General features: G+C 42.6%; 19 protein-coding genes. 7 read left to right on the top strand and 12 right to left on the bottom strand.

Annotated elements, in window-relative coordinates; genetic code table 11:
• Positions 1-8: 8 nt before the first annotated feature.
• Genes AAAH86_RS01605 through AAAH86_RS01595 form a run of 3 tightly spaced genes read left to right on the top strand, consistent with a single transcriptional unit; the run spans position 9 to position 5,342 of the window.
• Positions 9-1,742 (top strand): T9SS type B sorting domain-containing protein, encoded by a 1,734-nt coding sequence (locus AAAH86_RS01605; RefSeq protein WP_343485750.1) that lies wholly within the window; start codon positions 9-11, stop codon positions 1,740-1,742.
• A gap of 45 nt (positions 1,743-1,787) precedes the next feature.
• The gene (uvrB, locus tag AAAH86_RS01600) at positions 1,788-3,776 is read left to right on the top strand and encodes an excinuclease ABC subunit UvrB (protein WP_343485749.1); all 1,989 of its coding nucleotides are present in this window, start codon (positions 1,788-1,790) and stop codon (positions 3,774-3,776) included.
• On the top strand, positions 3,777-5,342 hold the full coding sequence (locus tag AAAH86_RS01595; protein WP_343485748.1) for a M20/M25/M40 family metallo-hydrolase: 1,566 nt from the start codon (positions 3,777-3,779) through the stop codon (positions 5,340-5,342).
• Between the two features lie 188 nt (positions 5,343-5,530).
• Here the strand turns inward: AAAH86_RS01595 and AAAH86_RS01590 are convergent, their stop codons facing one another.
• The 6 genes from AAAH86_RS01590 to AAAH86_RS01565 form a co-directional block, all read right to left on the bottom strand.
• Positions 5,531-5,956 (bottom strand): Hsp20/alpha crystallin family protein, encoded by a 426-nt coding sequence (locus AAAH86_RS01590; protein ID WP_343485747.1) that lies wholly within the window; start codon positions 5,954-5,956, stop codon positions 5,531-5,533.
• 142 nt (positions 5,957-6,098) lie between these two features.
• Positions 6,099-7,379 (bottom strand): DUF2254 domain-containing protein, encoded by a 1,281-nt coding sequence (locus AAAH86_RS01585; RefSeq protein WP_343485746.1) that lies wholly within the window; start codon positions 7,377-7,379, stop codon positions 6,099-6,101.
• A gap of 167 nt (positions 7,380-7,546) precedes the next feature.
• Positions 7,547-7,948 carry a TerB family tellurite resistance protein gene (locus tag AAAH86_RS01580; RefSeq protein WP_343485745.1) on the bottom strand — a complete coding sequence of 134 codons (402 nt, stop codon included), beginning with the start codon at positions 7,946-7,948 and terminating at the stop codon, positions 7,547-7,549.
• A 309-nt stretch (positions 7,949-8,257) separates the two neighbouring features.
• On the bottom strand, positions 8,258-8,596 hold the full coding sequence (locus AAAH86_RS01575; RefSeq protein WP_343485744.1) for a hypothetical protein: 339 nt from the start codon (positions 8,594-8,596) through the stop codon (positions 8,258-8,260).
• A gap of 223 nt (positions 8,597-8,819) precedes the next feature.
• The gene (gene sucC, locus AAAH86_RS01570) at positions 8,820-10,013 is read right to left on the bottom strand and encodes an ADP-forming succinate--CoA ligase subunit beta (protein ID WP_343485743.1); all 1,194 of its coding nucleotides are present in this window, start codon (positions 10,011-10,013) and stop codon (positions 8,820-8,822) included.
• Between the two features lie 104 nt (positions 10,014-10,117).
• The gene (locus AAAH86_RS01565; RefSeq protein WP_343485742.1) at positions 10,118-10,759 is read right to left on the bottom strand and encodes an LON peptidase substrate-binding domain-containing protein; all 642 of its coding nucleotides are present in this window, start codon (positions 10,757-10,759) and stop codon (positions 10,118-10,120) included.
• A 284-nt stretch (positions 10,760-11,043) separates the two neighbouring features.
• On the opposite strand from AAAH86_RS01565, the gene lysA reads away from it, so the two are divergent.
• From lysA to AAAH86_RS01550, 3 genes are all read left to right on the top strand, one after another.
• Positions 11,044-12,285, top strand: coding sequence for a diaminopimelate decarboxylase (lysA, locus tag AAAH86_RS01560; RefSeq protein WP_343485741.1), 1,242 nt, complete (start codon positions 11,044-11,046; stop codon positions 12,283-12,285).
• Position 12,286: 1 nt separating this feature from the next.
• Positions 12,287-12,700, top strand: coding sequence for a DUF3995 domain-containing protein (locus AAAH86_RS01555; protein WP_343485740.1), 414 nt, complete (start codon positions 12,287-12,289; stop codon positions 12,698-12,700).
• A gap of 69 nt (positions 12,701-12,769) precedes the next feature.
• The gene (locus tag AAAH86_RS01550; RefSeq protein ID WP_343485739.1) at positions 12,770-13,279 is read left to right on the top strand and encodes a DUF255 domain-containing protein; all 510 of its coding nucleotides are present in this window, start codon (positions 12,770-12,772) and stop codon (positions 13,277-13,279) included.
• On the opposite strand, the gene guaB is transcribed toward AAAH86_RS01550, so the two are convergent.
• Positions 13,280-14,752, bottom strand: a complete 1,473-nt coding sequence (gene guaB / locus AAAH86_RS01545) for an IMP dehydrogenase (RefSeq protein WP_343485738.1) — start codon at positions 14,750-14,752, stop codon at positions 13,280-13,282.
• 148 nt (positions 14,753-14,900) lie between these two features.
• Here guaB and AAAH86_RS01540 point away from each other — a divergent pair, with 148 nt between their 5' ends.
• Positions 14,901-15,251, top strand: a complete 351-nt coding sequence (locus AAAH86_RS01540) for a DUF6686 family protein (protein ID WP_343485737.1) — start codon at positions 14,901-14,903, stop codon at positions 15,249-15,251.
• Between the two features lie 407 nt (positions 15,252-15,658).
• Here AAAH86_RS01540 and AAAH86_RS01535 read toward each other — a convergent pair whose 3' ends face one another.
• The 5 genes from AAAH86_RS01535 to AAAH86_RS01515 form a co-directional block, all read right to left on the bottom strand.
• Positions 15,659-18,187 carry a TonB-dependent receptor gene (locus tag AAAH86_RS01535; protein ID WP_343485736.1) on the bottom strand — a complete coding sequence of 843 codons (2,529 nt, stop codon included), beginning with the start codon at positions 18,185-18,187 and terminating at the stop codon, positions 15,659-15,661.
• Positions 18,168-19,535: an HTTM domain-containing protein gene (locus AAAH86_RS01530; RefSeq protein WP_343485735.1), complete on the bottom strand. Its 1,368-nt coding sequence runs from the start codon at positions 19,533-19,535 to the stop codon at positions 18,168-18,170. Before AAAH86_RS01530 ends, AAAH86_RS01535 begins: the two co-directional genes overlap by 20 nt.
• Positions 19,535-20,689 carry an imelysin family protein gene (locus AAAH86_RS01525; RefSeq protein ID WP_343485734.1) on the bottom strand — a complete coding sequence of 385 codons (1,155 nt, stop codon included), beginning with the start codon at positions 20,687-20,689 and terminating at the stop codon, positions 19,535-19,537. Before AAAH86_RS01525 ends, AAAH86_RS01530 begins: the two co-directional genes overlap by 1 nt.
• Positions 20,690-20,798: 109 nt before the next feature.
• The gene (locus tag AAAH86_RS01520) at positions 20,799-22,088 is read right to left on the bottom strand and encodes a DUF4856 domain-containing protein (protein ID WP_343485733.1); all 1,290 of its coding nucleotides are present in this window, start codon (positions 22,086-22,088) and stop codon (positions 20,799-20,801) included.
• A gap of 136 nt (positions 22,089-22,224) precedes the next feature.
• Positions 22,225-23,094 carry a hydroxymethylglutaryl-CoA lyase gene (locus AAAH86_RS01515; protein ID WP_343485732.1) on the bottom strand — a complete coding sequence of 290 codons (870 nt, stop codon included), beginning with the start codon at positions 23,092-23,094 and terminating at the stop codon, positions 22,225-22,227.
• Positions 23,095-23,154 lie beyond the last annotated feature (60 nt).

Raw genomic sequence — 23,154 nt, 5'->3', positions numbered from 1 at the left:
AGCATTGTATGTTAAAAAAATTGCTGCCCATATTGGTACTGGGGTTCTCTTATATTTCGTTTGCTCAAGATTGTGCCACTCTAATAACCCCAAGAAACGGTGATACGAACGTACCTGTTGACGTAGCCCTGTCATGGAATGCTGTAGATGGAGTACCATCTTACTTAATATCAATTGGAACAACACCTGGCGGTAGAGATATCGTCAACGAACGCGGTGTAGGAAGTAGTGCAACTTTTCAACCCCCATTGGGACTTCCGGAGAATTCACAAATTTATGTGACCATTACGCTGTCTTTTTTTAATCAATCAAATATCATCTGCACCACGGAAAGCTTTACTACAGCTGAAGTTACCACACCACCTGAATGCACTACTATAACAAACATTGAAGATGGCGATACCGGGGTAAGCGTCTTCACCAATATTTCATGGGATTATTCACCAACTGCCACTGGTTATCGAATTATCATTGGAACGGCACCTGGTTTTGGTGATTTATTCGACGGCGATGTAGGCAATGTTTTAAGCTTTAATCCAGCTTTTGAATTTCCTCCTGAGACTACTTTTTATGTTCGCATTGTTCCCTACAACGAGAACGGTACTGCCAACAACTGTGATGAAATAAGTTTCACCACGCGAGAAGTCGCCCCTTTACCCGATTGCACCAACCTTATAAATCCTTTGGATGGCGCAATCAATGTATCTCTGACACCATTGATTGAATGGGTGCCCGTACCAAATGCTACAGGCTATTTTGTGACCATTGGAACGACTCCTGATGGTAACGATATTCTAGATAGCGCTACTTTTATATCGAATTCTACATTCGTCATTAATTTCAATCCCAATACCCTTTTTTTTATTACCATCACCCCTTTTAATGAGAGTGGCCAAGCAATTGGATGCCAACAGGAAACTTTTTCAACCCTTTTGGGATGCGGACCTTATTTAAATCCTGATACTGGAGAATTTGTTGATTTGAATCCAGAAGTTGAATTTCCTTCGATATTTTCATTTTGTGTGAATGAAAACCCCTTGATTCTTACTGCCCCCATTATTGCAGATGGCTACCGTTGGTTTGGTATCGATGAGTTGGGTAATACGTCATTGCTATCAGAGGAAAGAAATCTTACAGTGGACGACACGGGTCAATTTCAACTTGAGGTGTATGATTTGGTGGTACAACCCGGTGATATCATTGAATGTGCCACATTGGTAGATTTTGAGGTGGTTTCCTCAGAAGCCGCTATCATCAGAAATCTCAGGTTTGAAGACCAAGGTACTTCAGATTTTAGGGTGGTTGTAGAGGTCAGTGGTATCGGTGATTATGAATATGCCATCGACAATGTTGACGGTCCCTACCAAGACAGCAATGTGTTCAATAATGTGTCACCTGGCACCCATACATTCTATGTTCGAGATAAAAATGGCTGTGGCATCGTAGAGGAAATCTTCGAACAAGATTTGACAGTTGAAGGATTTCCTAAATTTTTTACACCCAACGGAGATGGTATCAACGACTTTTGGCAATTCATTCAGCCGCCTGAAAGCGAACCCATCGTTTTACAAAGTATTCACATATTTGATCGCTTCGGAAATTTGCTGAAACAAATAGATCAAAGCTCAGCTGGATGGGATGGCAATTTAAATGGTCAAGCCTTACCGTCCAGTGATTACTGGTTCTTGGCCATAGACGATGAAAATCGGCAGTTCAAGGGCCATTTTGCCCTGAAAAGGTAATTCTTCACAGTTTCTTTTTCTCGTTGCCTTTCGTATTTTTAAGGAGTGAAATTTAAAGTCGTTTCAGAATTCAAACCTACGGGCGATCAACCACAGGCCATCGCCCAGTTGGTAAAGGGTATCGATGAAGGTGACCCCCATCAAACCTTATTGGGGGTAACGGGTTCGGGCAAAACGTTCACAGTTGCCAACGTCATTGAGAGAGTACAAAAACCTACTTTGGTATTGGCTCACAATAAAACCTTGGCGGCGCAACTCTATTCTGAGTTCAAACAGTTTTTTCCAAATAATGCCATAGAATATTTCGTTTCGTACTACGATTATTATCAGCCCGAGGCCTACATCCCCACCAGTGGCACCTATATTGAAAAAGACCTTTCAATCAACGAAGAGATTGAAAAGTTACGGTTGAGCACCACCTCATCACTACTATCAGGTCGCAGGGATGTGCTTGTTGTTGCCTCTGTTTCTTGCTTATATGGAATTGGAAATCCGTTGGAATTTCAAAAAAATGTAATCTCCATTCACAGAGATCAAGTCATTCCACGTACCAAGTTCTTAAAGCAATTGGTGCAGAGCCTGTATTCAAGAACGACTGCGGATTTCAAAAATGGAAACTTTCGTGTCAAGGGTGATGTGGTGGATGTTTTCCCCGGTTATGCCGATCATGCCTTCCGCATCCATTTTTTTGGGGATGAGATTGAGGAAATTGAGGCCCTTGACCCCTTCAACAACAATGTCATCGAAATCTATGATACACTGAATATCTACCCTGCCAACATGTTTGTAACCTCGCCTGATATACTTCAAAATGCCATCCACCAGATTCAAGATGATTTGGTGAAACAAGTGGACTATTTCAAGGAAATCGGAAGACCCCTTGAAGCCAAACGATTGGAAGAGCGCACCAATTTTGATCTTGAGATGATTCGAGAACTGGGCTATTGCTCAGGTATTGAAAACTATTCACGCTATCTTGATGGGCGTGAACCGGGCACGCGACCTTTCTGCCTGCTCGATTATTTTCCTGATGATTATTTGATGGTCATCGATGAGAGCCACGTTACGATTCCACAAGTACATGCCATGTATGGGGGCGACCGCTCACGAAAGGAGAATTTGGTGGAATACGGATTCCGATTGCCTGCTGCTTTGGATAATCGCCCGCTCAAGTTTGAAGAATTTGAGGCATTGCAAAACCAAGTGGTCTATGTAAGCGCTACGCCAGCAGACTACGAATTGCAACTGAGTGAGGGAGTTTACGTAGAACAGGTCATTCGCCCAACGGGATTGTTGGATCCAGTTATCGAAGTACGGCCCAGCTTGAACCAAATTGATGATTTGGTAGAGGAAATTCAAAAAAGGGTCGAGCTTGACGAACGCACCCTGGTCACCACCTTGACTAAGCGAATGGCCGAAGAATTGACAAAATACCTCACTCGAATCGATGTGCGCTGTCGCTACATTCATAGTGATGTTGACACCTTGGAAAGGGTCCAAATCATGCAAGATTTGAGAAAAGGCCTTTTTGATGTACTTATCGGGGTGAATTTATTGCGTGAGGGGCTCGACTTGCCCGAAGTCTCGCTTGTCGCCATTCTCGATGCCGATAAAGAGGGCTTTTTGCGAAGCAACCGTTCCCTGATACAAACAGTGGGCAGGGCAGCCAGACATCTCGACGGAAAAGCCATCATGTATGCCGATACCATTACCGAGAGCATGCAAAAGACCATTGATGAGACCAACTATCGGCGTGAAAAACAGATGGCGTACAACACTGAGCACAATATCACACCAAAGGCACTGAACAAAAGCCTTGACAATGCCTTGGCCAAAAATTCGGTTTCGACCTATTATTATGAAAAAGAAGAGTTAAGAGCGGCTGAACCCGACTTGGAGTACTTGACCCAAGACCAAAGGGAAAAATTGATTCGTGATAAGCGCAAGGCCATGGAAAAGGCGGCCAAGGAACTCAACTTTATGGAAGCCGCCAAATTGCGTGATGAAATCAAAATACTACAAGAGCAGGATTAAATGAAAATACGATTCCTATTACTGGTTTTTGTAGTGATTTGGGCGACAGGCTTGCACTTTGGGCACTCCCAAAAACCGTCGAGAAAAAAAATAGAGAAATGGTCAGAAAAGGCATTGCCGACAGCCATTGGGGAGTTGGTAAATTTCATGGCTATTGCCAATGATGGCAACTATCCGGAACAAATTGAAGAAAACCTGAATTGGTGCAAGGTGGTTTTTGCGGAATTGGATTTTGAGACCAAAATCTTGGAAACCGATGGTGCACCGCTGTTGTATGCGGAAAGTAAAAATCACAATACCGATAAATCCATTCTTTTTTACTTACAGATTGACGGCCAACCTGTAGATACCTTGGCTTGGAACCAACCCAACCCGTATAAGGCGGTATTCAAACATCGAACCGCTGAAAATGAATGGAACATGTTGCCCAAAGATTTCCAAAAAAGTGGCTTTAATATGGATTGGCGCATTTTTGGCCGTTCTGCTTCCGACTCTAAAGGCCCGGCAATCGCGTTCATCAATGCATTACGAATCTTGAAAGAAAAGAATATTATCGTTCCATACACCGTAAAGGTCATCATGGATTTTCAAGAAGAACTGGGCTCGCCAAGCCTTCCCGCAGCAGTGAACCGTTACCGTGAACTACTTGAGGCCAATGCCATTTTGGTGATGGATGGTACCAGACATCTTTCGAACCTCCCCACACTGACTTTTGGTGCAAGGGGCATTGCCACAGCTACCATCAGGGTTTTTGGGCCAAGAAAGGCATTGCACAGCGGGCAATACGGCAATGTTGCACCCAATCCTGTTTTTGAAGCATCGCGTTTGCTCACTTCGTTGAAGGATGAGGATGGCAGGGTCGCTATTCCGAGTTTCTATGACGGCATATCCCTCAATGAAGACGAAAAAAGACGTTTGAACGCTGTACCCGAAGATTTAGAGCAAATAAAAAAGCGATTGGGCATAGCCCAAATTGAGGCAATTGGCGAAACCTATCAAGAGGCGCTGCAATATCCCACCTTGAATGTTCGTGGCTTGAACGCCGCTTGGGTAGGCAAAGAAGTGCGCACATTGATACCCGAAGAAGTGGTGATTGAAATTGATATGCGTTTAGTGCCCGAATCTGATGGGGAAAGATTAATGCAGTTATTGCGAAAACATATCATAGGCCAAGGTTTTCATCTAGCGGATTCAATACCCACCGATAAAGAGCGTGCGGAACACAGAAAATTGGCTTCTTTTAAATATCGACTGGGATCAAAACCCTTTCGAACGTCTTTTGATGCGCCAATAGCCTCAATGCTGAACCATGCCATGCAAAGGATTTTTGATGACCGATTCATTGCAATGCGCACAACAGGCGGATCTCAACCGATAGCACCGTTCATCAATACCTTGGAAGTCGATGCTGTTTCAGTTCGAATTCCAAATCCTGATAACAGTATTCACGCACCCAATGAAAACTTGCGCATTGGCAACTTTCTAGAAGGTATCATGACCAACTTATCTATATTGACCGAACCTTTTGATAGTAAATTGCCACAGGGCAGGCCCACGTGGCATTGAAAGAAACCTTGTTCTAGATTTCTACGCAAGTGTTGGAGCATTTAAATCTCGATTGTCAAGTATAAGGTCAAAACATTTGAAATCAGAAAGCCCCGACTGCAACGTCAGGGCTTTCGTCAACTAACCAACTAAACAAACCAACCATCATGAAATGGGCCAGAACGGCCCAAACATGCTCTTAAATGTCATTAGGCAATTTCAATCATCCGTTTTGGCTTTGGCAACGCCTCTTCTTTCTTGGGCAATTTCAAGGTCAAAATGCCGTCTTCATAATTCGCGTTGATGTTATCTTCATCAACGGTTTCTGGTAAGGTGAAGGCCCTTTTGAAAGATGAATACGAAAATTCCCTTCTGGTGTAATTCTCTTCTTTGGTCTCATCTTCAGATTTCAATTCAGATGAAATGGTCAATACATTGTTGTCGACCTCAACATTGAAATCGTCTTTTTTGAAACCGGGAATCGCCAATTCCAATTTAAAATCCTTCTCATTCTCCTTGATATTCACAGCAGGAAGATTGGAGTCAAAATTGTCCATTCCGCCAAACCAATCAGGCTTAAAAAAATCATTCATCAATGATGGAAATAACAGATTGTTTCTTTTAACTAGACTCATGGTTTTATCTTTTAAATTATGTTACTTAATTCGTTCACCCTATCTAAGACAAATTACATACCACCATGATTTTAATGTCATTTTGTCATTATATTAACAAAAAATAGCGACATAATGTCAGTATTCGAGGCCATTCTCAATTCTATAGAAAGGAAAGAGCCCTTTGTTTGTCGATATCATTGTCCATGGCGTTTTCAATATCATTTTTGATAAGGTCAAGCTCTTTTTTGATAACTTGTTTTTTATGTTCCGACAGTTGCTGGTCGTTAAGCAGGTAATTCATCGTTTTAATGAGTTCATACATGACCGAGACATCATTTTTTGCATAAAACCGTATGGGCTGTACAAGAATGCGCATTACATCTTCAGTGCTGATTTTATTGTTGATGACCACAATCTCTGCTTGCGCCTTGACTTTTGAAATGGTTATTTCAGGCAGTGAAATTACTTTCTTGAGCAATTGCCCCAACTTGACCAAGGCCTCAATTGCAGTACCAGGATCGTTGATACCGGGTGACATGGCCTTAACTGCGATTTCCATCAGTTTCACCATACCGCTGATGCCTCTTTCACCAGTGTGCCTATCCGTAGAGATTCGCACACAAAAAAGTAAGGCTTCCAGCTCTTCTTTGTTCAGTTTGTTTCGCACGCGCATCAGGGGCGTTCCTTCCCAAACATGTTGGTCTACATAAGGTAATACCTCAATTTGATTATCTTTTTGCTTCAAGACATCACGCATCAATCCAATCTCAAATCCACGAAAATAACCGGTTTTATGACTGTGGATGGTTTCAAATCCTTCCAAATCAAATTCATTAAACGATTCCAATTCTTTTGTTTCCGTCAGCTTCTTGTCATAATAAGTATAGCTCGAATCAAAAATTCGGTCAATAATGTTATGTATTTGAATGGATACGGATATGCTATGGATGAAGTATACAAACAGGCCGATGCAGACCACCCCAAGCAACGCTGCGAACATGGTGGACATGCCCAAGAAATTTTTGTCAACATGGTTGGCCCCCAAGGCAATCAATGTAATGATACTGAACAGCAAGGTGCCTATGTAGATGCCCAGAATGATCTGGTGTTTTTTATCAGAAACCAAATTTGGCAAAAGACGTGATGAAAAATTAGAGGAAGCCTGGTTCAAGACCACCATCACCATGGTGAAGCTGAAAACAGTCAAAGACAGTACCCCACCGATAAGTGTCGACAATATGGCCCGTGCCGTCTCATAATCTTCGATAAAAAAACTGGGCACGTTTTCTTTAAGTAGCTTCACGGCCTCGTACCGCTCTGCATTGAGTCCGACAATGGCTAAAATCAGAAAGACCAAGCTCAGCAACACCGGATAAAATGCAATGCTCCGTAAAACTTTATGGTAAGTGTTTTTAAAAAATTTAAGCGTATTTTTTAGCAAAGCTTCTGATTTTCTGTTTCATAGGATTTGTACCATTGAATAGAATTTTGACGTTTCTGGACTTATAAAGTCTAGAAAAACCAATATATCGATGAAAAATATGGAATACGATACGGTGTGATGGCAGCAATAGCTTGAAATACTATCGCAATCACATTTGGCCTAAATCAATTGTAATGTGCCATGAATATGCGGAGGAGCACTTCGGGAGGCACTATCTTATCAGGATATTGATGCATGACTTCCAACACTTGTGAAACCGCACTTGGCGGTAGCCCCATTGCCAAGCCTATCTCGTGGAGTTTTTGAATTTCATCGGGGTGCTGGTCTTGGTCAACGTTCATCAGAAGCACCAAACGATGAAATTGAACAATGCGATCCGCCTGTGATTTCAGTATTTTCTTTTCGGCCTTTTGTTTCAGCAGTCCCTCAAAAACTTCATTTTCAACACCCAGACCTGAAGCAACCTGACGCAAAAAGGCATACTCTGAAGGTTTTATCTTTTCATCGACCCTAGCAAAGGCTATCATTTCAGAAAGAATGCTCAGTTTTTCTTTGTAGGTGCTCATTGTGGCTTGGTTGTCTAATCAATAACTGTGAAAAAGTTTGTTTTAGTATAATAAAAAAATCCCGACATGCATCGGGATTTTTCGACTAATTCAAATAATCCATGTTTTAAGTGATCAATAAAACTAGGTTGAATATTTCATGACATTTCGTTTTTTGATTGGAATGATGACTTATTAAAAAGACTTCCAAAAATTTGAAATGTTACAAGCTTTCAACTTTTTAACATTGTTTTCCTAGAAGGCACTTTGTCGTACCAACCTTAGAAAGCCACTATATGATAGCTAAAATGACTTTGTACTTATACCCTACTAAGGTTTTGTCATTCGAATATCGACCACAAAATTTTCATCAGTGCAGACGGTTTCCATCTGTATTTTTTTGCCCCTGAGACTGTTCACGATAAACCTTTTCAAATCATGGCGCTTGGTCTGCACTTCAAGCAATTGGATTTTGCTTTCTTCGTCCAATGTAAAGAGTACCCGTGCGGTCAAATCCTGATTTCTGACCAGAAAATAATTTTCATTCAAAATTTCAACCAACTGGCTTTTTAAGGCATCAATTGGACTTGACTTTGTGGGTTGGTGGGCGAATGCCCCTGTTGAAAGGACCAATGCTGCGATTACGATAAAAAATTTCATTTTCTTCATGACGTTTGTTTTTTGATTACTGATTGATGATGGGTTAGATATATAAATGATGATGATATTACCCTATTTGTTACCACACAAAAAGGTTTTTAACGTAAGCTTTGCGATATATGATGCAGAATGACCATTATTCTGGTTTTATTAAGAAAAAGGGCTTCAGATTCAGACATAAAAAAAGAAGGCCGAAGCCTTCTTTATAGATTGTAAAATGTAAAAACAGTGTTTACGAGAGCACCTCTTTCACCTTGTCCGCCGCTTCTTGAAACTGTACTGCGGAATGGACCGCCAAGCCTGAATTGTCAATAATTTCTTTTGCCAATTCGGCATTGGTACCCTGAAGTCTTACAATGATGGGCACCTTGATTTCGTCTCCCATGTTTTTATAGGCATCCACAACACCCTGGGCCACTCGATCACAACGAACGATACCCCCAAAAATATTGATGAGTATCGCTTTTACGTTCGGGTCTTTTAAAATGATACGAAAAGCTTCCTCTACCCTTTTTGCATCCGCGGTACCGCCAACATCCAAGAAGTTGGCTGGCTCTCCACCGGCCATCTTAATTAAATCCATTGTCGCCATGGCCAGACCCGCTCCGTTGACCATACAGCCTACATTTCCGTCCAAATCCACATAATTCAATCCAACCGCACGTGCTTCGACCTCAATCGGATTTTCTTCACGCAAATCGCGCATTTCGGCATATTGTTTTCTACGGAACAGCGCATTATCATCAATGGAAACCTTGGCATCAACGGCCATGATTTTATCGTCAGAAGTCTTCAATACCGGATTGATCTCAAAAAGACTGGCATCACATCCTTCATACGCTTTGTAGAGCGCTGTGACAAACTTGGTCATCTCCTTAAAAGCGGTGCCGCTCAAACCAAGGTTGAACGCTACTTTTCTGGCCTGAAAAGGAAGCAGGCCCGTAGCGGGGTCAACCTCTTCGGTGAATATCAGATGCGGGGTTTTATCGGCGACCTCTTCGATATCCATCCCCCCTTCCGTGGAGTACATGATCATATTTCTGCCCGTTGCACGGTTCAGCAATACCGACATATAGAACTCATTGGTTTCGCTGTCACCGGGATAGTAGACATCCTCAGCAACCAAAACCTGGTGTACTTTTTTCCCTTCGGCAGAAGTCTGGGGCGTCACCAAATTCATTCCGATAATGTTACCGGCAAGCTCTTCGACTTCTTTCAGGTTTTTGGCCAGTTTTACCCCACCGCCTTTACCTCGGCCACCTGCATGTACTTGGGCTTTGATGACATGCCAGCCCGTACCGGTCTCTTGGGTCAACTGTTTTGCGGCATCAACCGCTTCTTTTGCATTATGGGCAACAATGCCCTTTTGAATACGCACCCCAAAAGAGGCCAAAATTTCTTTACCCTGATATTCGTGAAGATTCATAAAATGCTACTGTTTGATTGCGGCACAAAAATAGGAAACCAAACATAGAATCAATAATTAATGATGGAGTAAAATGATTTATGCCTGAAGAAGCGTTGGCACCATCACTTCACTTCAAAATCATTAAAATCCAACGGATCAAAATTTCTAAAATGTCCGTTCATTTCAATCATTGCCTTGGTACGGTCTATCTGCTCTAGAACGGCAATGGTCGTGTCAAGATGCTCTTGAATGTAGTGCAGCCGTTCAGACTCTTTGGTCAGTTGCAACAACTGGTACTCTTGCTCGAATGTCAGGCCCATCTTGTGCGCAAAGGCGTAGCTATTGAATTTTTTTATATCCGTTGGAGGAAACTGAACCTGCATAAAGTCATACAGCACTTTTAGTTTATCAAGTACTTTGTTGCGCAAATCATCGTCGGCATCATTGACGGAATCTATAAACTCAACGATGCCCCCTGCATAAAGCTTGCCTTCCATTTCGTGGTCAAAGGTCAGTATCCTGAAAATTTGCCGGGCCACACAGATGACATCAAATTCACCGCTTTCGTAGGTGTTGACCACTTCGACCAACTGCACCTCGGTGCCATACGCAATGGTACCGTTCATATAGACGGGAATGCCAAAGGTGATAGCTTCATCACGACAATCTTGGATCAGCTGTTTGTACCGCTCTTCAAAAATGTGTAGTGGTACCGTCTCGCCTGGAAAAAAAATAGATTTTAATGGGAATAGGGGTAATTTCATCTGTATAAAGTTTTCATCAATGAAATTTAATGTCTTTAAAATTTTAAGACATTCAGTAATTCACAAAAATTTTATTCATTTCGGTGGGTGAATTTCTCAATGAAAAAATTTATGCTCATTTCATAGCATAGTTTGTCTAAAAATACACAGTCAGGGTTGAAATGACAACTTTATAAATGACTTGATTGTTATTTTTATAACATTTTGTTTTATTTCTATTTTTTATATGGATATTTTTGGGAACAAATAGTTCGAATCCTAGTTTTGTCAAAATAAGTTTTCTTATGAAAAGAACTGATTTGCTGCACATTGTTCAAAAACATGGCGCACCCGTATATGCTTATGATTCCAATAAGATTATTTCACAATTCAATCGTTTGACCGATGCCTTTAAAGGAGTCAACAATCTACGGTTGAACTATGCTGCAAAGGCATTGTCAAATCTTGCCATCTTGCGGTTGATGAACAGTTTGGGCAGCGGATTGGACACTGTATCCATTCAAGAAGTCAAATTGGGGCTCTTGGCGGGTTTCAAACCAGAATCTATCATTTATACCCCAAACGGTGTTTCTCTGGAAGAAATTGAAGAGGCAGCTGCATTAGGCGTTCAGATCAATATCGACAACCTTTCCATACTAGAGCAGTTTGGTGCCAAACATCCTGATATTCCTGTATGCATACGTATCAATCCGCACGTGATGGCCGGTGGGAATTCGAACATTTCAGTGGGGCATATCGATTCAAAATTTGGCATCAGCATCCATCAGATTCCGCATTTGTTGCGCATTGTTGAGCTGACCAACATGAACATCAACGGCATCCACATGCATACCGGAAGCGATATTTTGGATATTGATGTATTTCTCTATGCTTCCGAAATCCTGTTTGAGACCGCAAAAAATTTCAAGAATCTGGATTTTATTGATTTTGGCAGCGGTTTTAAGGTGCCCTATAGAGAAGGTGATATTCAAACAAACATTGAAGAATTGGGCAAAAAATTGACCACAAGGTTCAATGAATTCTGTTCAGCGTACGGAAAAGATTTGACCTTGGCCTTTGAACCGGGCAAGTTTTTGGTCAGTGAAGCGGGTCACTTTTTGGCAAAGGTGAATGTTGTTAAACAGACCACTTCGACTGTGTTTGCCAGTGTCGACTCGGGTTTTAACCACCTGATCAGGCCGATGTTGTACGGTTCGGCCCATGAGATTGTGAACATTTCAAATCCCAAAGGGCGTGAGCGCTACTATTCCGTGGTTGGGTACATCTGCGAAACCGACACGTTTGGCAATAACCGGCGTATCAATGAAATTTCTGAGGGGGACATTTTGTGCTTCAAAAATGCAGGGGCCTATTGCTTTACCATGGCCAGCAATTACAATTCGCGCTATCGCCCAGCAGAAGTGCTGTGGCACGAAGGTAAGGCCTATTTGATCCGTGAACGGGAGACTTTTGATGATATCTTGAACAAACAAGTGGACCAAAAAGAGCTTTTCGAGCCCAAAAAAGAAAAGGCGGCGGCCAAATGATATGATTGTAATCCCCATTGTTGTTGCTACGACTTTTGCAGTGTTGGGTTTATTGCACTTCTATTGGGCCATTTTCGGCATCAAAAATCCAGAGCTGGTACTGCCGACAAAGTCATCCAAAGAAAAAGTAAGCTTGCCCAGTTCATTTATGACTACAATGGTAGGTCTGGGGCTTCTCTTGTTTGCCCTGGTCTTTGCAAATAGTGCATTCCAATTTTGGAGCGTCGGTTGGCTTCATTACTTCCAGATTGCCGTTGGGATCATATTTCTTGTTCGAGCCATCGGTGATTTCAAGTATGCCGGATTCTTTAAATCAGTAAAAGGCACCCCTTTTGCCAAGATGGACACCAAATACTATGCACCACTTTGTTTGGTGCTCGCAATTTTGATCGCCATCTCAGTACTAATTGCTTAAATACTTTTTTGGCACAATTTTCGTTAGTTTTGATAGTGACGAGAGACTATTGTTCAAATTGATATTGTGATGAGGATTCTTACTTTTTTTCTTTTATTGCTCTTTTCCAGCTTCTCTTTTGGCCAAGAAATCAATTGGTTGACTTGGGATGAGGCCGTGGCCATGACCCAGAACGAGGGCAACACCAAAAAGGTATTTGTTGATGTGTATACCGATTGGTGCGGATGGTGCAAAAAAATGGATAAGGATACCTTTCAAAATCCTGAAGTGGCTGCGTACATGCAAGAAAATTACCACATGGTCAAAATGGATGCCGAGGGAAAAGAACCCATAGAGTACCAAGGCAAGACTTTTAAATTTGTTCCTTCAGGTAGACGTGGTTACCATGAATTGGCAGCAGCCTTATTGAAAGGGCAGTTGAGCTATCCCACGGTTGTCTTTTTAGATGAGGACTTAAATATGCTCTCTCCAGTACCCGGTTATCAAAAAGTAAAGCCTTTCATGCAAATCGCCCGATATTTCGGCGATGATATCTACAAAACCCAAGACTGGAAAACCTATTCTGGGGTTGGGAAATAATCACCTACTATAATTCGGACTCTCTTTGGTAATTGTTACATCATGGGGATGGCTTTCGGCAATACCGCTAAAGGTGATTTTTACAAACTTTCCAGTTTCTTGCAAATCGGCGATATCTTTTGCGCCGCAATATCCCATTCCAGCACGTAATCCCCCAATAAACTGATGCATGCTTTCGTATAAATCGCCTTTATACGGCACTCGGCCCACGATACCTTCAGGAACCAGTTTTTTGATATCATCCTCCACATCTTGAAAATAACGGTCTTTGCTGCCCTCTTTCATAGCCTCAACAGATCCCATACCTCGATAGCTCTTGAACTTTCGCCCTTCATAGATGATGGTTTCCCCGGGGGATTCTTTGGTACCTGCCAATAAAGAACCCAGCATGACGGTGTCTGCGCCTGCAGCAATAGCCTTGGGTATATCACCTGTGTAGCGAATACCGCCATCGGCAATGACAGGCACTCCGCTACCTTTTATAGCTGCGGCAACCTCTAAAACAGCGGAAAATTGTGGAAATCCGACCCCCGCAACCACGCGGGTTGTACAGATAGAGCCTGGCCCAATGCCCACTTTGACCCCATCAGCGCCAGCATCGACCAAATATTTTGCAGCTTCAGCCGTAGCAATGTTACCGACGACAACATCCAAATCAGGGTGAGCGTTTTTAATCTCTTTTAGTGTAGCGACCACTCCTTTGGTATGGCCATGGGCCGTATCGATGACAATGGCATCGACCCCTGCTTTCACCAAAGCCCCTGCCCTATCAACTGCATCGGACGTTACGCCGATTGCTGCAGCTACACGAAGACGACCGTACCGGTCTTTGTTGGCGATGGGTTTTTGGGTCAGTTTGGTGATGTCACGAAAGGTAATCAGGCCTACCAATTTGTAATCATCATCAACTACAGGAAGTTTTTCAATTTTATTTTCTTGAAGGATGTCTTCGGCTTCCGTCAGGGTCGTACCCACGCCAGCGGTGACCAAGTTTTCTGAGGTCATCACCTCAGCGATGGGGCGTTCGTTATTCTTTTCAAAACGAAGGTCGCGATTGGTGACAATTCCCAAGAGTTTATCTTCTTTGTCTACAATGGGAATACCCCCAATACTGTGTTCCTTCATGCTTGCCTTGGCATCTTGTACCACAGAATGAAGAGGAAGCGTAACTGGATCCATGATCATACCACTCTCGGCCCGCTTGACCTTTCGCACCTTTATGGCCTGTTGCTCACTGGTCATGTTTTTGTGCAGGACCCCAATACCACCTTCACGTGCCATGGCAATGGCCATGCGAGACTCGGTGACCGTATCCATAGCCGCAGAGACTATGGGCACGTTGATGGAAATATTGCGCGTAAATTTTGATTTGATATTGACTTCTCTGGGAAGGACTTGCGAATAAGCGGGTACGAGCAGTACATCATCGTAAGTAAGGCCTTCGCCGACAATCTTTTGAAGATGGGCTTCCATGGCAATTAGAAATTAATTGCGTGCAAAGATACCACAAATACCGTCAACTTTTGCGACGTGGTAAATGGCAATCAATGAATTGAGAAAATAATATTATTTTTATTTAGACTTAATATAAATAATTATATTTGGTTTAAATTAATAACGTATGTGTCCATCCAGAAAAATTCTAAATCAATCCAAAAATGGAACTCTTACATTTTGCAGCCACAGCAAATTGTTTCAGGTGGTGTACAACAATCTATGTTTTGAATATTATGAGTGGGAACTCGATGCTTTTAAGAAATATATCGACACCTTAGATATCAAGTATTGGGAAGAACAGTTGAAATGCACTTTCAATCATAGAAAAATACCCATTTCTTTAGGTTTAAACCATTTTATTATATTGGTAGATCGGCATGAAATTCATGAGTTGAAAGAACTTTTGAACATTGATAATGCTGCAATACATTTTATAGGGTACGATGAAATCAACTACCACCTTATAGAAAACTGATTTCCTTAGTGTTCTCATGGAGATTGGTAATTTGAAAGCGGCCTTGTAGGATTCGGCCGCTTTCTTTTTTAATCAATCTAAATTTAAATAACTGTAAATCAGTTATTTAAATTGTTTCTAAAGCTTCACCATGCTACATTTAGTAGAAATACTAAAAAACTTGTTATGCCCATTCGATTAGCTACAAACTGCACAAATTGTACAAATTTTGAAAACGATAACACCTGTGCCCAACACCATATCAAGGTGAGTGAGCGACATACTTGCGATAGTTTCAATATGCGCGACGCGCTTAAAAATGATTTGAGTTGTGGTACTTGTTCACGATTCAATACACCGACGTGCCCGCATCCGAAAAAGGCTTCGCCCGAAATGCTCTGTTCAAGTTGGGCACCTCAGGCAGTTGCCTAGAGCTTTAATTGCAACGTGGTATAAAACGTGCGTGGTTCAGCTGGAATGATTCCCGGACCGGGGTAGCCTGTTGCCCTTCGGGTGAAATATGAATTATCCAACAGGTTGTTGACACCTGCTTCCAGTTTTAGCATTTTCCATGAATAGGAGAGGGAAAAATCCATGATATCATAGGCAGGAATGGTTCCCTCAATGCCCCTTTGGTTGTCGTTGACATCTTGAAGGGCGTTTGTTGCATCGGTAAATTGTTCCGACAGATACGTGTATTGTAGACTTCCTAAAAGATTTCCGTAGCCAAAACTGAGTCCGGTTTTCAGGTTGATTTCTGGGATGAACTCCACTTGATTGCCTTCCACATTGTTCTGCTCTGACTGGGTATATTCTGAATTGGTAAGCGCGAGGTTGACAAAATAGTTAAGCTTTGCTTTTTCTGACCCTGGAAACAAAATCGATTTCAAATTTACATCTGCGAACGATTCCAGGCCGTAAATAAACGCTGTACCGATATTGCCCCGAAAGCGCACTACCCTACCCGTTTCAATTTCTTCGCCCTCGGCATTGGTTCGTGTTTCATTTCTTAACACCTCGCCCAGACGGTCATCGTACAACAGACCAAATGCGCTCAAATCATAGGTCAAAATATCATTGAACCTTCCCCGGATTCCCAAATCTGCCGTAAATCCGTCTTCATCAGAGATGTTGGGGTCAATTTGAAAGGAAGGGTTGATTATTCGAATATCATTGAAGGTGACCGAGCGATAGTTCTGCGAAAAGTTACCGTACAACTCCATTGATGGTAATATCTTATAGGAAGCTCCCAGTCCGAGCAATAAAAAATTGCGTTCAAAAGTGCGATTGTCGGGAATTTCTTCATTCAGCAGCACATTGCCCGCCAAATCCAGCACTATATTTCTAAAACTACCTTCGCTCTCTGTTTTGATATACTCAAAGCGAAAACCGGGTGTCAAGGAAAACCTGTCTGAAAGATTGAAAATGTTCTCACCAAAAAAGGCAACGTTCCTATTGGGAAAATCAAACTGTGACTGCCGTTCGTAATTGGGAAAATCTTGACTGGCAAATTCAAAATCTGGGTCAGCCGCCGTCGTACCTGGGCCCTGCCGTTGGTCATTCGAGGTCTGGTAGTATTTTGTGCCGAGAAGCAGTACCGCATCTTTATCCTTCAATTTATATCGTGTCAGCAACCGAGCTTCAGCGCCCCAATTTTGAAAATTATCAATTAACAACTCTCTCGGTTCGTTGGGGTCATCGGGTTGTGAGACCCTGTTCGTTCTAAAACCCAGAGCCCTTCGGGCCGCATCAAGGGTGAAGAGGTTCAAGCTGAAATCGGTTTTGGGTGAAAATTGATGTTCCAATCGCAACGAGAACAGCTTCCAATCGACATTGAACCAATTTCGGTCACGATTACTGAATTCTGGATTCTCAATAAACTGGGCATCGGTAAGACCTCCCGGTTGTTTTGCCAAGTAGTTCAAAAATGTCGCCTCAAACGATAGTTTGGTTTTGTCTGAAAGTTGATACCCAAAATGCCCAAAATAGTTTCTGCTGTTGAAATTTGAATTCGGGCGGAAGCCATTGCCCTGCTTGTAATTAAAATAGGTGTAGTAGCTAAAATCACCAACCGTACCTGAAAGACTGTTGAAACTGGTGAACAGACCAAATGAACCCACCGTTTGACGTGAAACAAGCTCAATTTTTTTATTCGGATTGGGTTGTTTGAACCTAAAATTGACCAACCCCCCAAATTGTGGTCCGTATTGCAACGAAGCTGCTCCTCGGACCACTTGAATTTGGTCCAAAGCTTCGGCGGGCGGGGTGTAATAGCTTTCAGGATAGCCCAGCGCATCGGCACTGATATCATACCCATTTTGACGCACATTGAAATTGGCCGTGCGGTTGGGATCCAATCCCCTGCCCCCAATGTTCAGTTGCAGCCCAGCATCACCATAATCGAAGATGTTCAGGCCGACTACTTGGCTGTAAATCTGTCGGGGATTGTTGGCTGCGAGGTTTCCTGGGATGTTTCCTACCAAAACCACCTCGCTTTTTTTACCGGCATAGATTGCGGTACCCTCAACGGTCTTTAATTTTTGCAGGGCAAACACCTTTTCACGCTCTTGGGTGAGCACAACCTCAGAAAGCTGCTGCGCCTGTAGGGGCTCAAGCTGTATGTTCAATTCAAAATCTTGGTCGTAGGTGATTTCTTGTTCGTGAACACGGTATTCAAAGGCAAACACCACAAGGTCATACTTGCCACCGGGAACATCCTCAAATAAAAATTTTCCGTTCTCGTCGGTGCTTACCAATGCTTGTGTCTGTGTCAGATAGACTTCAGCCCCTTGCAACGGATTACCCTTTTGGTCAGTGACCGTGCCAGAAATGGTCAACTGGCCAGCAACTGTCATACAGCAAAACAAGAGTGTCACCATTGAGATTATCACCTTTACTTCGACTGCGCTCAGTACAAGCTTGGGAATGACAAAACCACTAAATACCTTTAATCTCATCTTCAAAGGGTAAAATCCAATCTTTATGTTCAAATGATTCTTTTTGCTGGGCCAAATCAACATTCGGGTCAATGTAGGGTCTGCTCAAACGGCCGTTCAAGGCCGCATAGCTTTCCACAAAAACAGCGATATTCTTATGGCCCTGACGCTCAAAATGTTTTTTTAAAAAATGGGCATATTCCAAAATAAAATCAGGCTGAAAGCTCATCTGCTTTTCTTGAAAAGGGGTCAAAAAATCACTGTTGTCCACATAAAACCGCTTTCCTGTTGCTTTGTCAACAATCTTGAACTGTGCGTAACCCGATTTTTCCATCAACATGACCCGCCATGAAAACCGATACCCTTCCTCGGTCCAGAACAATTCACCCGGGTAGGCCAAATAACGCCATGGTAAAAACAGTTGCACCATAAAAAACAAGGCCAGCACCGCATGCTTCAACCCAGTTGCAACATTCTTGTTCTCATATAAAATGGCGTTGTTGTCAAACTGCTTTTTGTCAATCTTGAAAATTCTGGAGATAACACCCAGAATCTTGTGGTGCACCTTGGGGTCGAAGAAAATCAATGCGGAGACAATCATGATGTACGGAAACATCCCGATAGGAAACAAAACCCGTGTCAATACATGAAAAATGATGACAAAGACAAAAGCAAAATTTCTGGTGGGTTTCCACAGCAATAAAAACGGAATGGTCAAATCGTACAGCGCACCAGCCCAGCTAAATGCATATTGCACCCACACTTTACCCATGAGGCCGCCTATCAACGGAATATCAAATTTTGATGGCAACCAAATTTTCAGGGGCATGGCTTCAACCAACCAATCTGAATTCAACTTGGCCAGGCCTGCATAGATGTAGACGATTGCCAACAGCAGTTTTACTGCATCGATATTCCATTTGGGGATGGATTGAAAACGCTTATCGATATTCTGCTTCGCATCTATCGAAAAGTAGGCGTTGGCAGGCAGAAAAATCATCAGAAAAGATAAGATGCTGATAAAATAATAATGGTTGAGATAAGTGGTCTTATCCATCAACTCGATGTAGGTGAACGAGAGAAAAAAGGTAATGATGGCCCATTTGTACTTCCATCCCAGTGCTACCAGAAGAGCCGAAAGTCCACAGATAAAAAATAAGAGATATGTCCAATTTCCAAGGGGTTTGACCCATTCAAATCCATAGTAAGAAAAGTGGAATTTGGGCTCCAGATAAAGTTTTTCAATCCACCCGTATGACCAAAATCGGATGATGCTCGCCAACATCATCACGCCAAAAAAAATACGAAAGACCGCCAATGGGGCGGCCTCCGAAGTTTGTTTCAAATATTTATTTAGTACCGACGTCATTAATCTCCGTCAGCATCCACAAAGTCAATACTGATGCTCATCGCAGAGACCATATCGACTTTTAAAAGGGGCACTGCCCTTTGTACCTCATCATAGGCCATGAGCATATCAGTAGGCGGATTGTTATTTTCTATTTCTGCTTTAAAGGGATTCAAGCCAGAGACCCTATCACGGGCCAAATCAAATTGCTGATTGATCAATGCGTCCAATTCTTCACCGTTTTTTAAGGTGTTCAAATCTTGGAGGTAGCTTGCCAAACTTTCACCTGTGGCATTTTCATCAAAATGTTTTCCATTGAAAAAATCCTGAACGGCATCCAAACCAGCCAAAAACAGTTCATTGCTCACGTCTTCTTTGTAATATGCCTCAAGCGTGTTCGGTGCGATTGACCCTGTAAACACTCCTAACGGAATGCCCATTTTTCCGGCACGTAAAAACTTTTCATAGTAGAAAATAAAATCGTTTACGAACCTATCGACCGAAGCTGTGGAAGAAGATCCATCGTTGGCCACAAAAGTATCTCGATACCCACTTTCCCATTCATTTGCAACTTGGCCGGTCAAACCAATCATATCTTCCAGAACATCCTCAAAATAACTCAAATAGCCCTCCTTACCTGTTTCAGTACCAAAAAAACTGACAATTTCGGCATCGGTTTCTGCCAGACCGTTGATCAAATAATCCAAGGCCGGAAACCCTTTAGCGTCGCGATTTGAGGGAAGGGATAAATCGTAACTTCCCGCAGCCACAAACTGCTCAATCAAAGCTGTATCTGATGGATATGTGTTGATGTTCAACCGCAGACCGATAGATTCTGCCGGGCCAATCTCAAACATGGAAACTTTTTGCCAGCTCAAATATGTCGACAACCATGCCTGTCGCAATTGAATCAGGTTCGATTCAGAGGCATCGGCCTTAAATGATTCAAATACGGATTGAAAATTGGAAAGCTCATTGACAAAAGAATCGTACGATGGCAAGATGATGTTATCGGCCCAATTGGTGAGCATGGCAGAACGATCAAAAGTCACCGGTACATCGTCATCGGTCATGTTGACATCGTCATCGATTGGAGCTTGGTCATCAGCACCATCAGATGAACAGGCCCAAATCAGCAGCACCAAGAACCATCCCCAATATCTAAACTTTCTCATTTCCAGTTATTTTTATTTATTCTAATTAAAGGATTTCAAAGATAGCCAAAGAGGTCAATTCTACAAGTGGCAATCCACCTCATTCTATTAACAAATTGTAAACTTCACCTTAGCTGCCCGCCTGCTCAACAGTAAAGTCGAACTCAGCTGCGATGGCTTCAGAAATGGCATCCAAAGTTGCTGGGGTCACATCCCAAAGTCCGTTATCGCCATCATCCAACAAATCGACCAAAAAAGCATCAACCTCTGCCTTAGTAAAATAGGGTTCATCAGTGCCCGGTTTTCTCGTAAACTGTAGGCTGTAGATAAACCCATAGCCCTCTGATAGGTCATGAAACGCAGTGCCGTAAGCTGGCGTGGCCTGATCTAATGCATTCTTAGCTTGCTGCAAATAGTATACAGCACGAATTCCGATAACTTTTGAAACCAGCTCCCTTAAAATATCGGCCTGTTCGTCTCGAACTACATAATCTTTGGCGACTATGGCGGCACGGCCCAATTTCAAGGCTTGGTAGATGTCTTCGGTAATACCTACAAAATCATCATCGCCTTCTACCCTACCGATATATTTATTTAAAAAACTGTCATCTTCACCAATGGTCGGTCTCGGGTCGGCCAAATCTTGCGCTGTGCCAAAAGCATAGCCATAGGCTTCATCCCAATCGTGTTCCATGTCGGTATAGTTTTTTCCATCGACCAAAGTTTCGGCATCATTGGCTTCTTCAAACTGGTCCAAAACATTGGAGCTTAAGTAATTGTTCAGCATCTGGTCGACCATCAAGGCCCCAATCAATGATTTATTGAAAAGTTGGTTCATTTCCAATCCCCTTGAATCGATATATCGGGTTGAGGACCCGTCGGCAATCTGTCCGGCCATTCCTTCGGATGCTGCTTCGTTCCAACGTGGGAAAACCTCGTCTACTTGAATCTGTATCCAGCTTTCAAAATCAGCACGGATCAGTGCTTGGTCGGTTGCATTGTTGGAAAAGAAATCAAAAGACGCCGCTGTTTTGCCGCGAACGTTTTTATCGGAAGCATTTAAGTCAGCATCAGAAAAATCCATTTCTCCTTCGGCATGCGCAAACATGGCGTTCAATACCTCGGCCGTTGTGGTCTCATCCAACATTTTATCGATGATTTCCTCAGCCATCAAAATTCGGGTAGTCTGGCCACTAAAACTTACCGAACTTTCACCATTTCGCTCAAAAACATAGGTGGCCGGATTGTCGATTGCAGTCTCGCAAGGTGTACAACTGCCACCGCAGTCAACGCCTGTTTCGTCTCCATCCTGAATTTGATTTTCACAAGACGCCACAGGGTCAATTATTGTATTATCATCGTCAGAGCAGGCAACGAAAAAGCCAGCCACTACAACTACGGAAATCAACCTCTTTATCATGTTAAGTTTATTTAGATTAGTTATAAATAATAATGCAAATATAGATGGCCTTTCAATCCATGCAAAAATTATTTAGACTTATTTTAAATAAAGAACAAGATTTAACATTTAGGTAAAATACAAGAGCCTGAAAGTCTCAATGATAGACCGAAAACAACGCTGTAGCTTTGTTGTAGGCTGCTTCAAAAACCATCCAATTCACTCCGGTTTCTGCTTTATGTTCGGTAAAGTAGGAAAGCATTTTTTCGGTGGGCATATTGCCTGTCAGCTCATCCTTCGCCATGGGGCAACCGCCAAAACCCTGTACCGCGCCATCAAAGCGTCGGCAACCCGCCTTGTAGGCGGCATCTACTTTTTCGTGCCATTTGGTGGGTGTGGTATGCAAATGGGCCCCAAATTCTATATCAGGGTATTTTGGAATTAGATTTGAGAACAAATAATCGATGACCTCTGGAGTCGAGCTTCCGATGGTGTCTGAAAGCGACAGAATTCGAACACCCATTTCGGTCAATCTTTCGGTCCACTCCCCTACAATCTCGACATCCCAAGGGTCGCCATAAGGATTTCCAAATCCCATGGAAATATAGGTGACCACTTCTTTATCGGTCTTATTTGCAATCTCTAAAATATCTTGAAGGATGTCTACAGATTGCGCAATGGTCTTATGGGTGTTTCGCATTTGAAAGTTCTCAGATATCGAAAATGGATAGCCGAGGCAATCAATGGCATTATGAACTGATGCATCTTGTGCGCCGCGTACATTGGCCACAATGGCCAAAAGCTTGCTCTTGGTCTTAGAAAGGTCCAATTGATTCAAAACCTCAGCTGTATCGACCATTTGCGGGATGGCCTTTGGTGAAACAAAACTGCCGAAATCAATAGTATCAAATCCACAGCCCAACAGTGATTGAATGTATTTCGCCTTGTCTTTTGTAGGTATGAAAGCCTTGATGCCTTGCATGGCATCACGCGGACATTCGATGATTTTGACCTGTTCTTGTGCCATCCTCCAAAAATACGAAGTAGGAATTTAGAAGTACGAGGTTTAAAACTCTTGGCACAAAGT

Origin of the sequence: Allomuricauda sp. d1 (genome assembly GCF_039592695.1) — a bacterium.
Taxonomy (GTDB): Bacteria; Bacteroidota; Bacteroidia; order Flavobacteriales; family Flavobacteriaceae; genus Flagellimonas_A.
Note: the sequence above shows the minus strand (reverse complement) of the source record. Positions and strands in the feature narration are given on the sequence as shown.

Bases quoted from the DNA above. Each gene is read 5' to 3' on its own strand.
- AAAH86_RS01565 (WP_343485742.1), bottom strand. From the start codon at position 10,759: ATGAAATTACCCCTATTCCCATTAAAATCTATTTTTTTTCCAGGCGAG.
- AAAH86_RS01520 (WP_343485733.1), bottom strand. From the start codon at position 22,088: ATGATAAAGAGGTTGATTTCCGTAGTTGTAGTGGCTGGCTTTTTCGTT.
- AAAH86_RS01530 (WP_343485735.1), bottom strand. From the start codon at position 19,535: ATGACGTCGGTACTAAATAAATATTTGAAACAAACTTCGGAGGCCGCC.
- guaB (WP_343485738.1), bottom strand. From the start codon at position 14,752: ATGGAAGCCCATCTTCAAAAGATTGTCGGCGAAGGCCTTACTTACGAT.
- AAAH86_RS01515 (WP_343485732.1), bottom strand. From the start codon at position 23,094: ATGGCACAAGAACAGGTCAAAATCATCGAATGTCCGCGTGATGCCATG.
- AAAH86_RS01605 (WP_343485750.1), top strand. From the start codon at position 9: ATGTTAAAAAAATTGCTGCCCATATTGGTACTGGGGTTCTCTTATATT.
- AAAH86_RS01555 (WP_343485740.1), top strand. From the start codon at position 12,287: ATGATTGTAATCCCCATTGTTGTTGCTACGACTTTTGCAGTGTTGGGT.
- AAAH86_RS01525 (WP_343485734.1), bottom strand. From the start codon at position 20,689: ATGAGAAAGTTTAGATATTGGGGATGGTTCTTGGTGCTGCTGATTTGG.
- AAAH86_RS01580 (WP_343485745.1), bottom strand. From the start codon at position 7,948: ATGAGCACCTACAAAGAAAAACTGAGCATTCTTTCTGAAATGATAGCC.
- AAAH86_RS01595 (WP_343485748.1), top strand. From the start codon at position 3,777: ATGAAAATACGATTCCTATTACTGGTTTTTGTAGTGATTTGGGCGACA.
- lysA (WP_343485741.1), top strand. From the start codon at position 11,044: ATGAAAAGAACTGATTTGCTGCACATTGTTCAAAAACATGGCGCACCC.
- sucC (WP_343485743.1), bottom strand. From the start codon at position 10,013: ATGAATCTTCACGAATATCAGGGTAAAGAAATTTTGGCCTCTTTTGGG.
- AAAH86_RS01535 (WP_343485736.1), bottom strand. From the start codon at position 18,187: ATGAGATTAAAGGTATTTAGTGGTTTTGTCATTCCCAAGCTTGTACTG.
- AAAH86_RS01550 (WP_343485739.1), top strand. From the start codon at position 12,770: ATGAGGATTCTTACTTTTTTTCTTTTATTGCTCTTTTCCAGCTTCTCT.
- AAAH86_RS01590 (WP_343485747.1), bottom strand. From the start codon at position 5,956: ATGAGTCTAGTTAAAAGAAACAATCTGTTATTTCCATCATTGATGAAT.
- AAAH86_RS01575 (WP_343485744.1), bottom strand. From the start codon at position 8,596: ATGAAGAAAATGAAATTTTTTATCGTAATCGCAGCATTGGTCCTTTCA.
- AAAH86_RS01540 (WP_343485737.1), top strand. From the start codon at position 14,901: ATGTGTCCATCCAGAAAAATTCTAAATCAATCCAAAAATGGAACTCTT.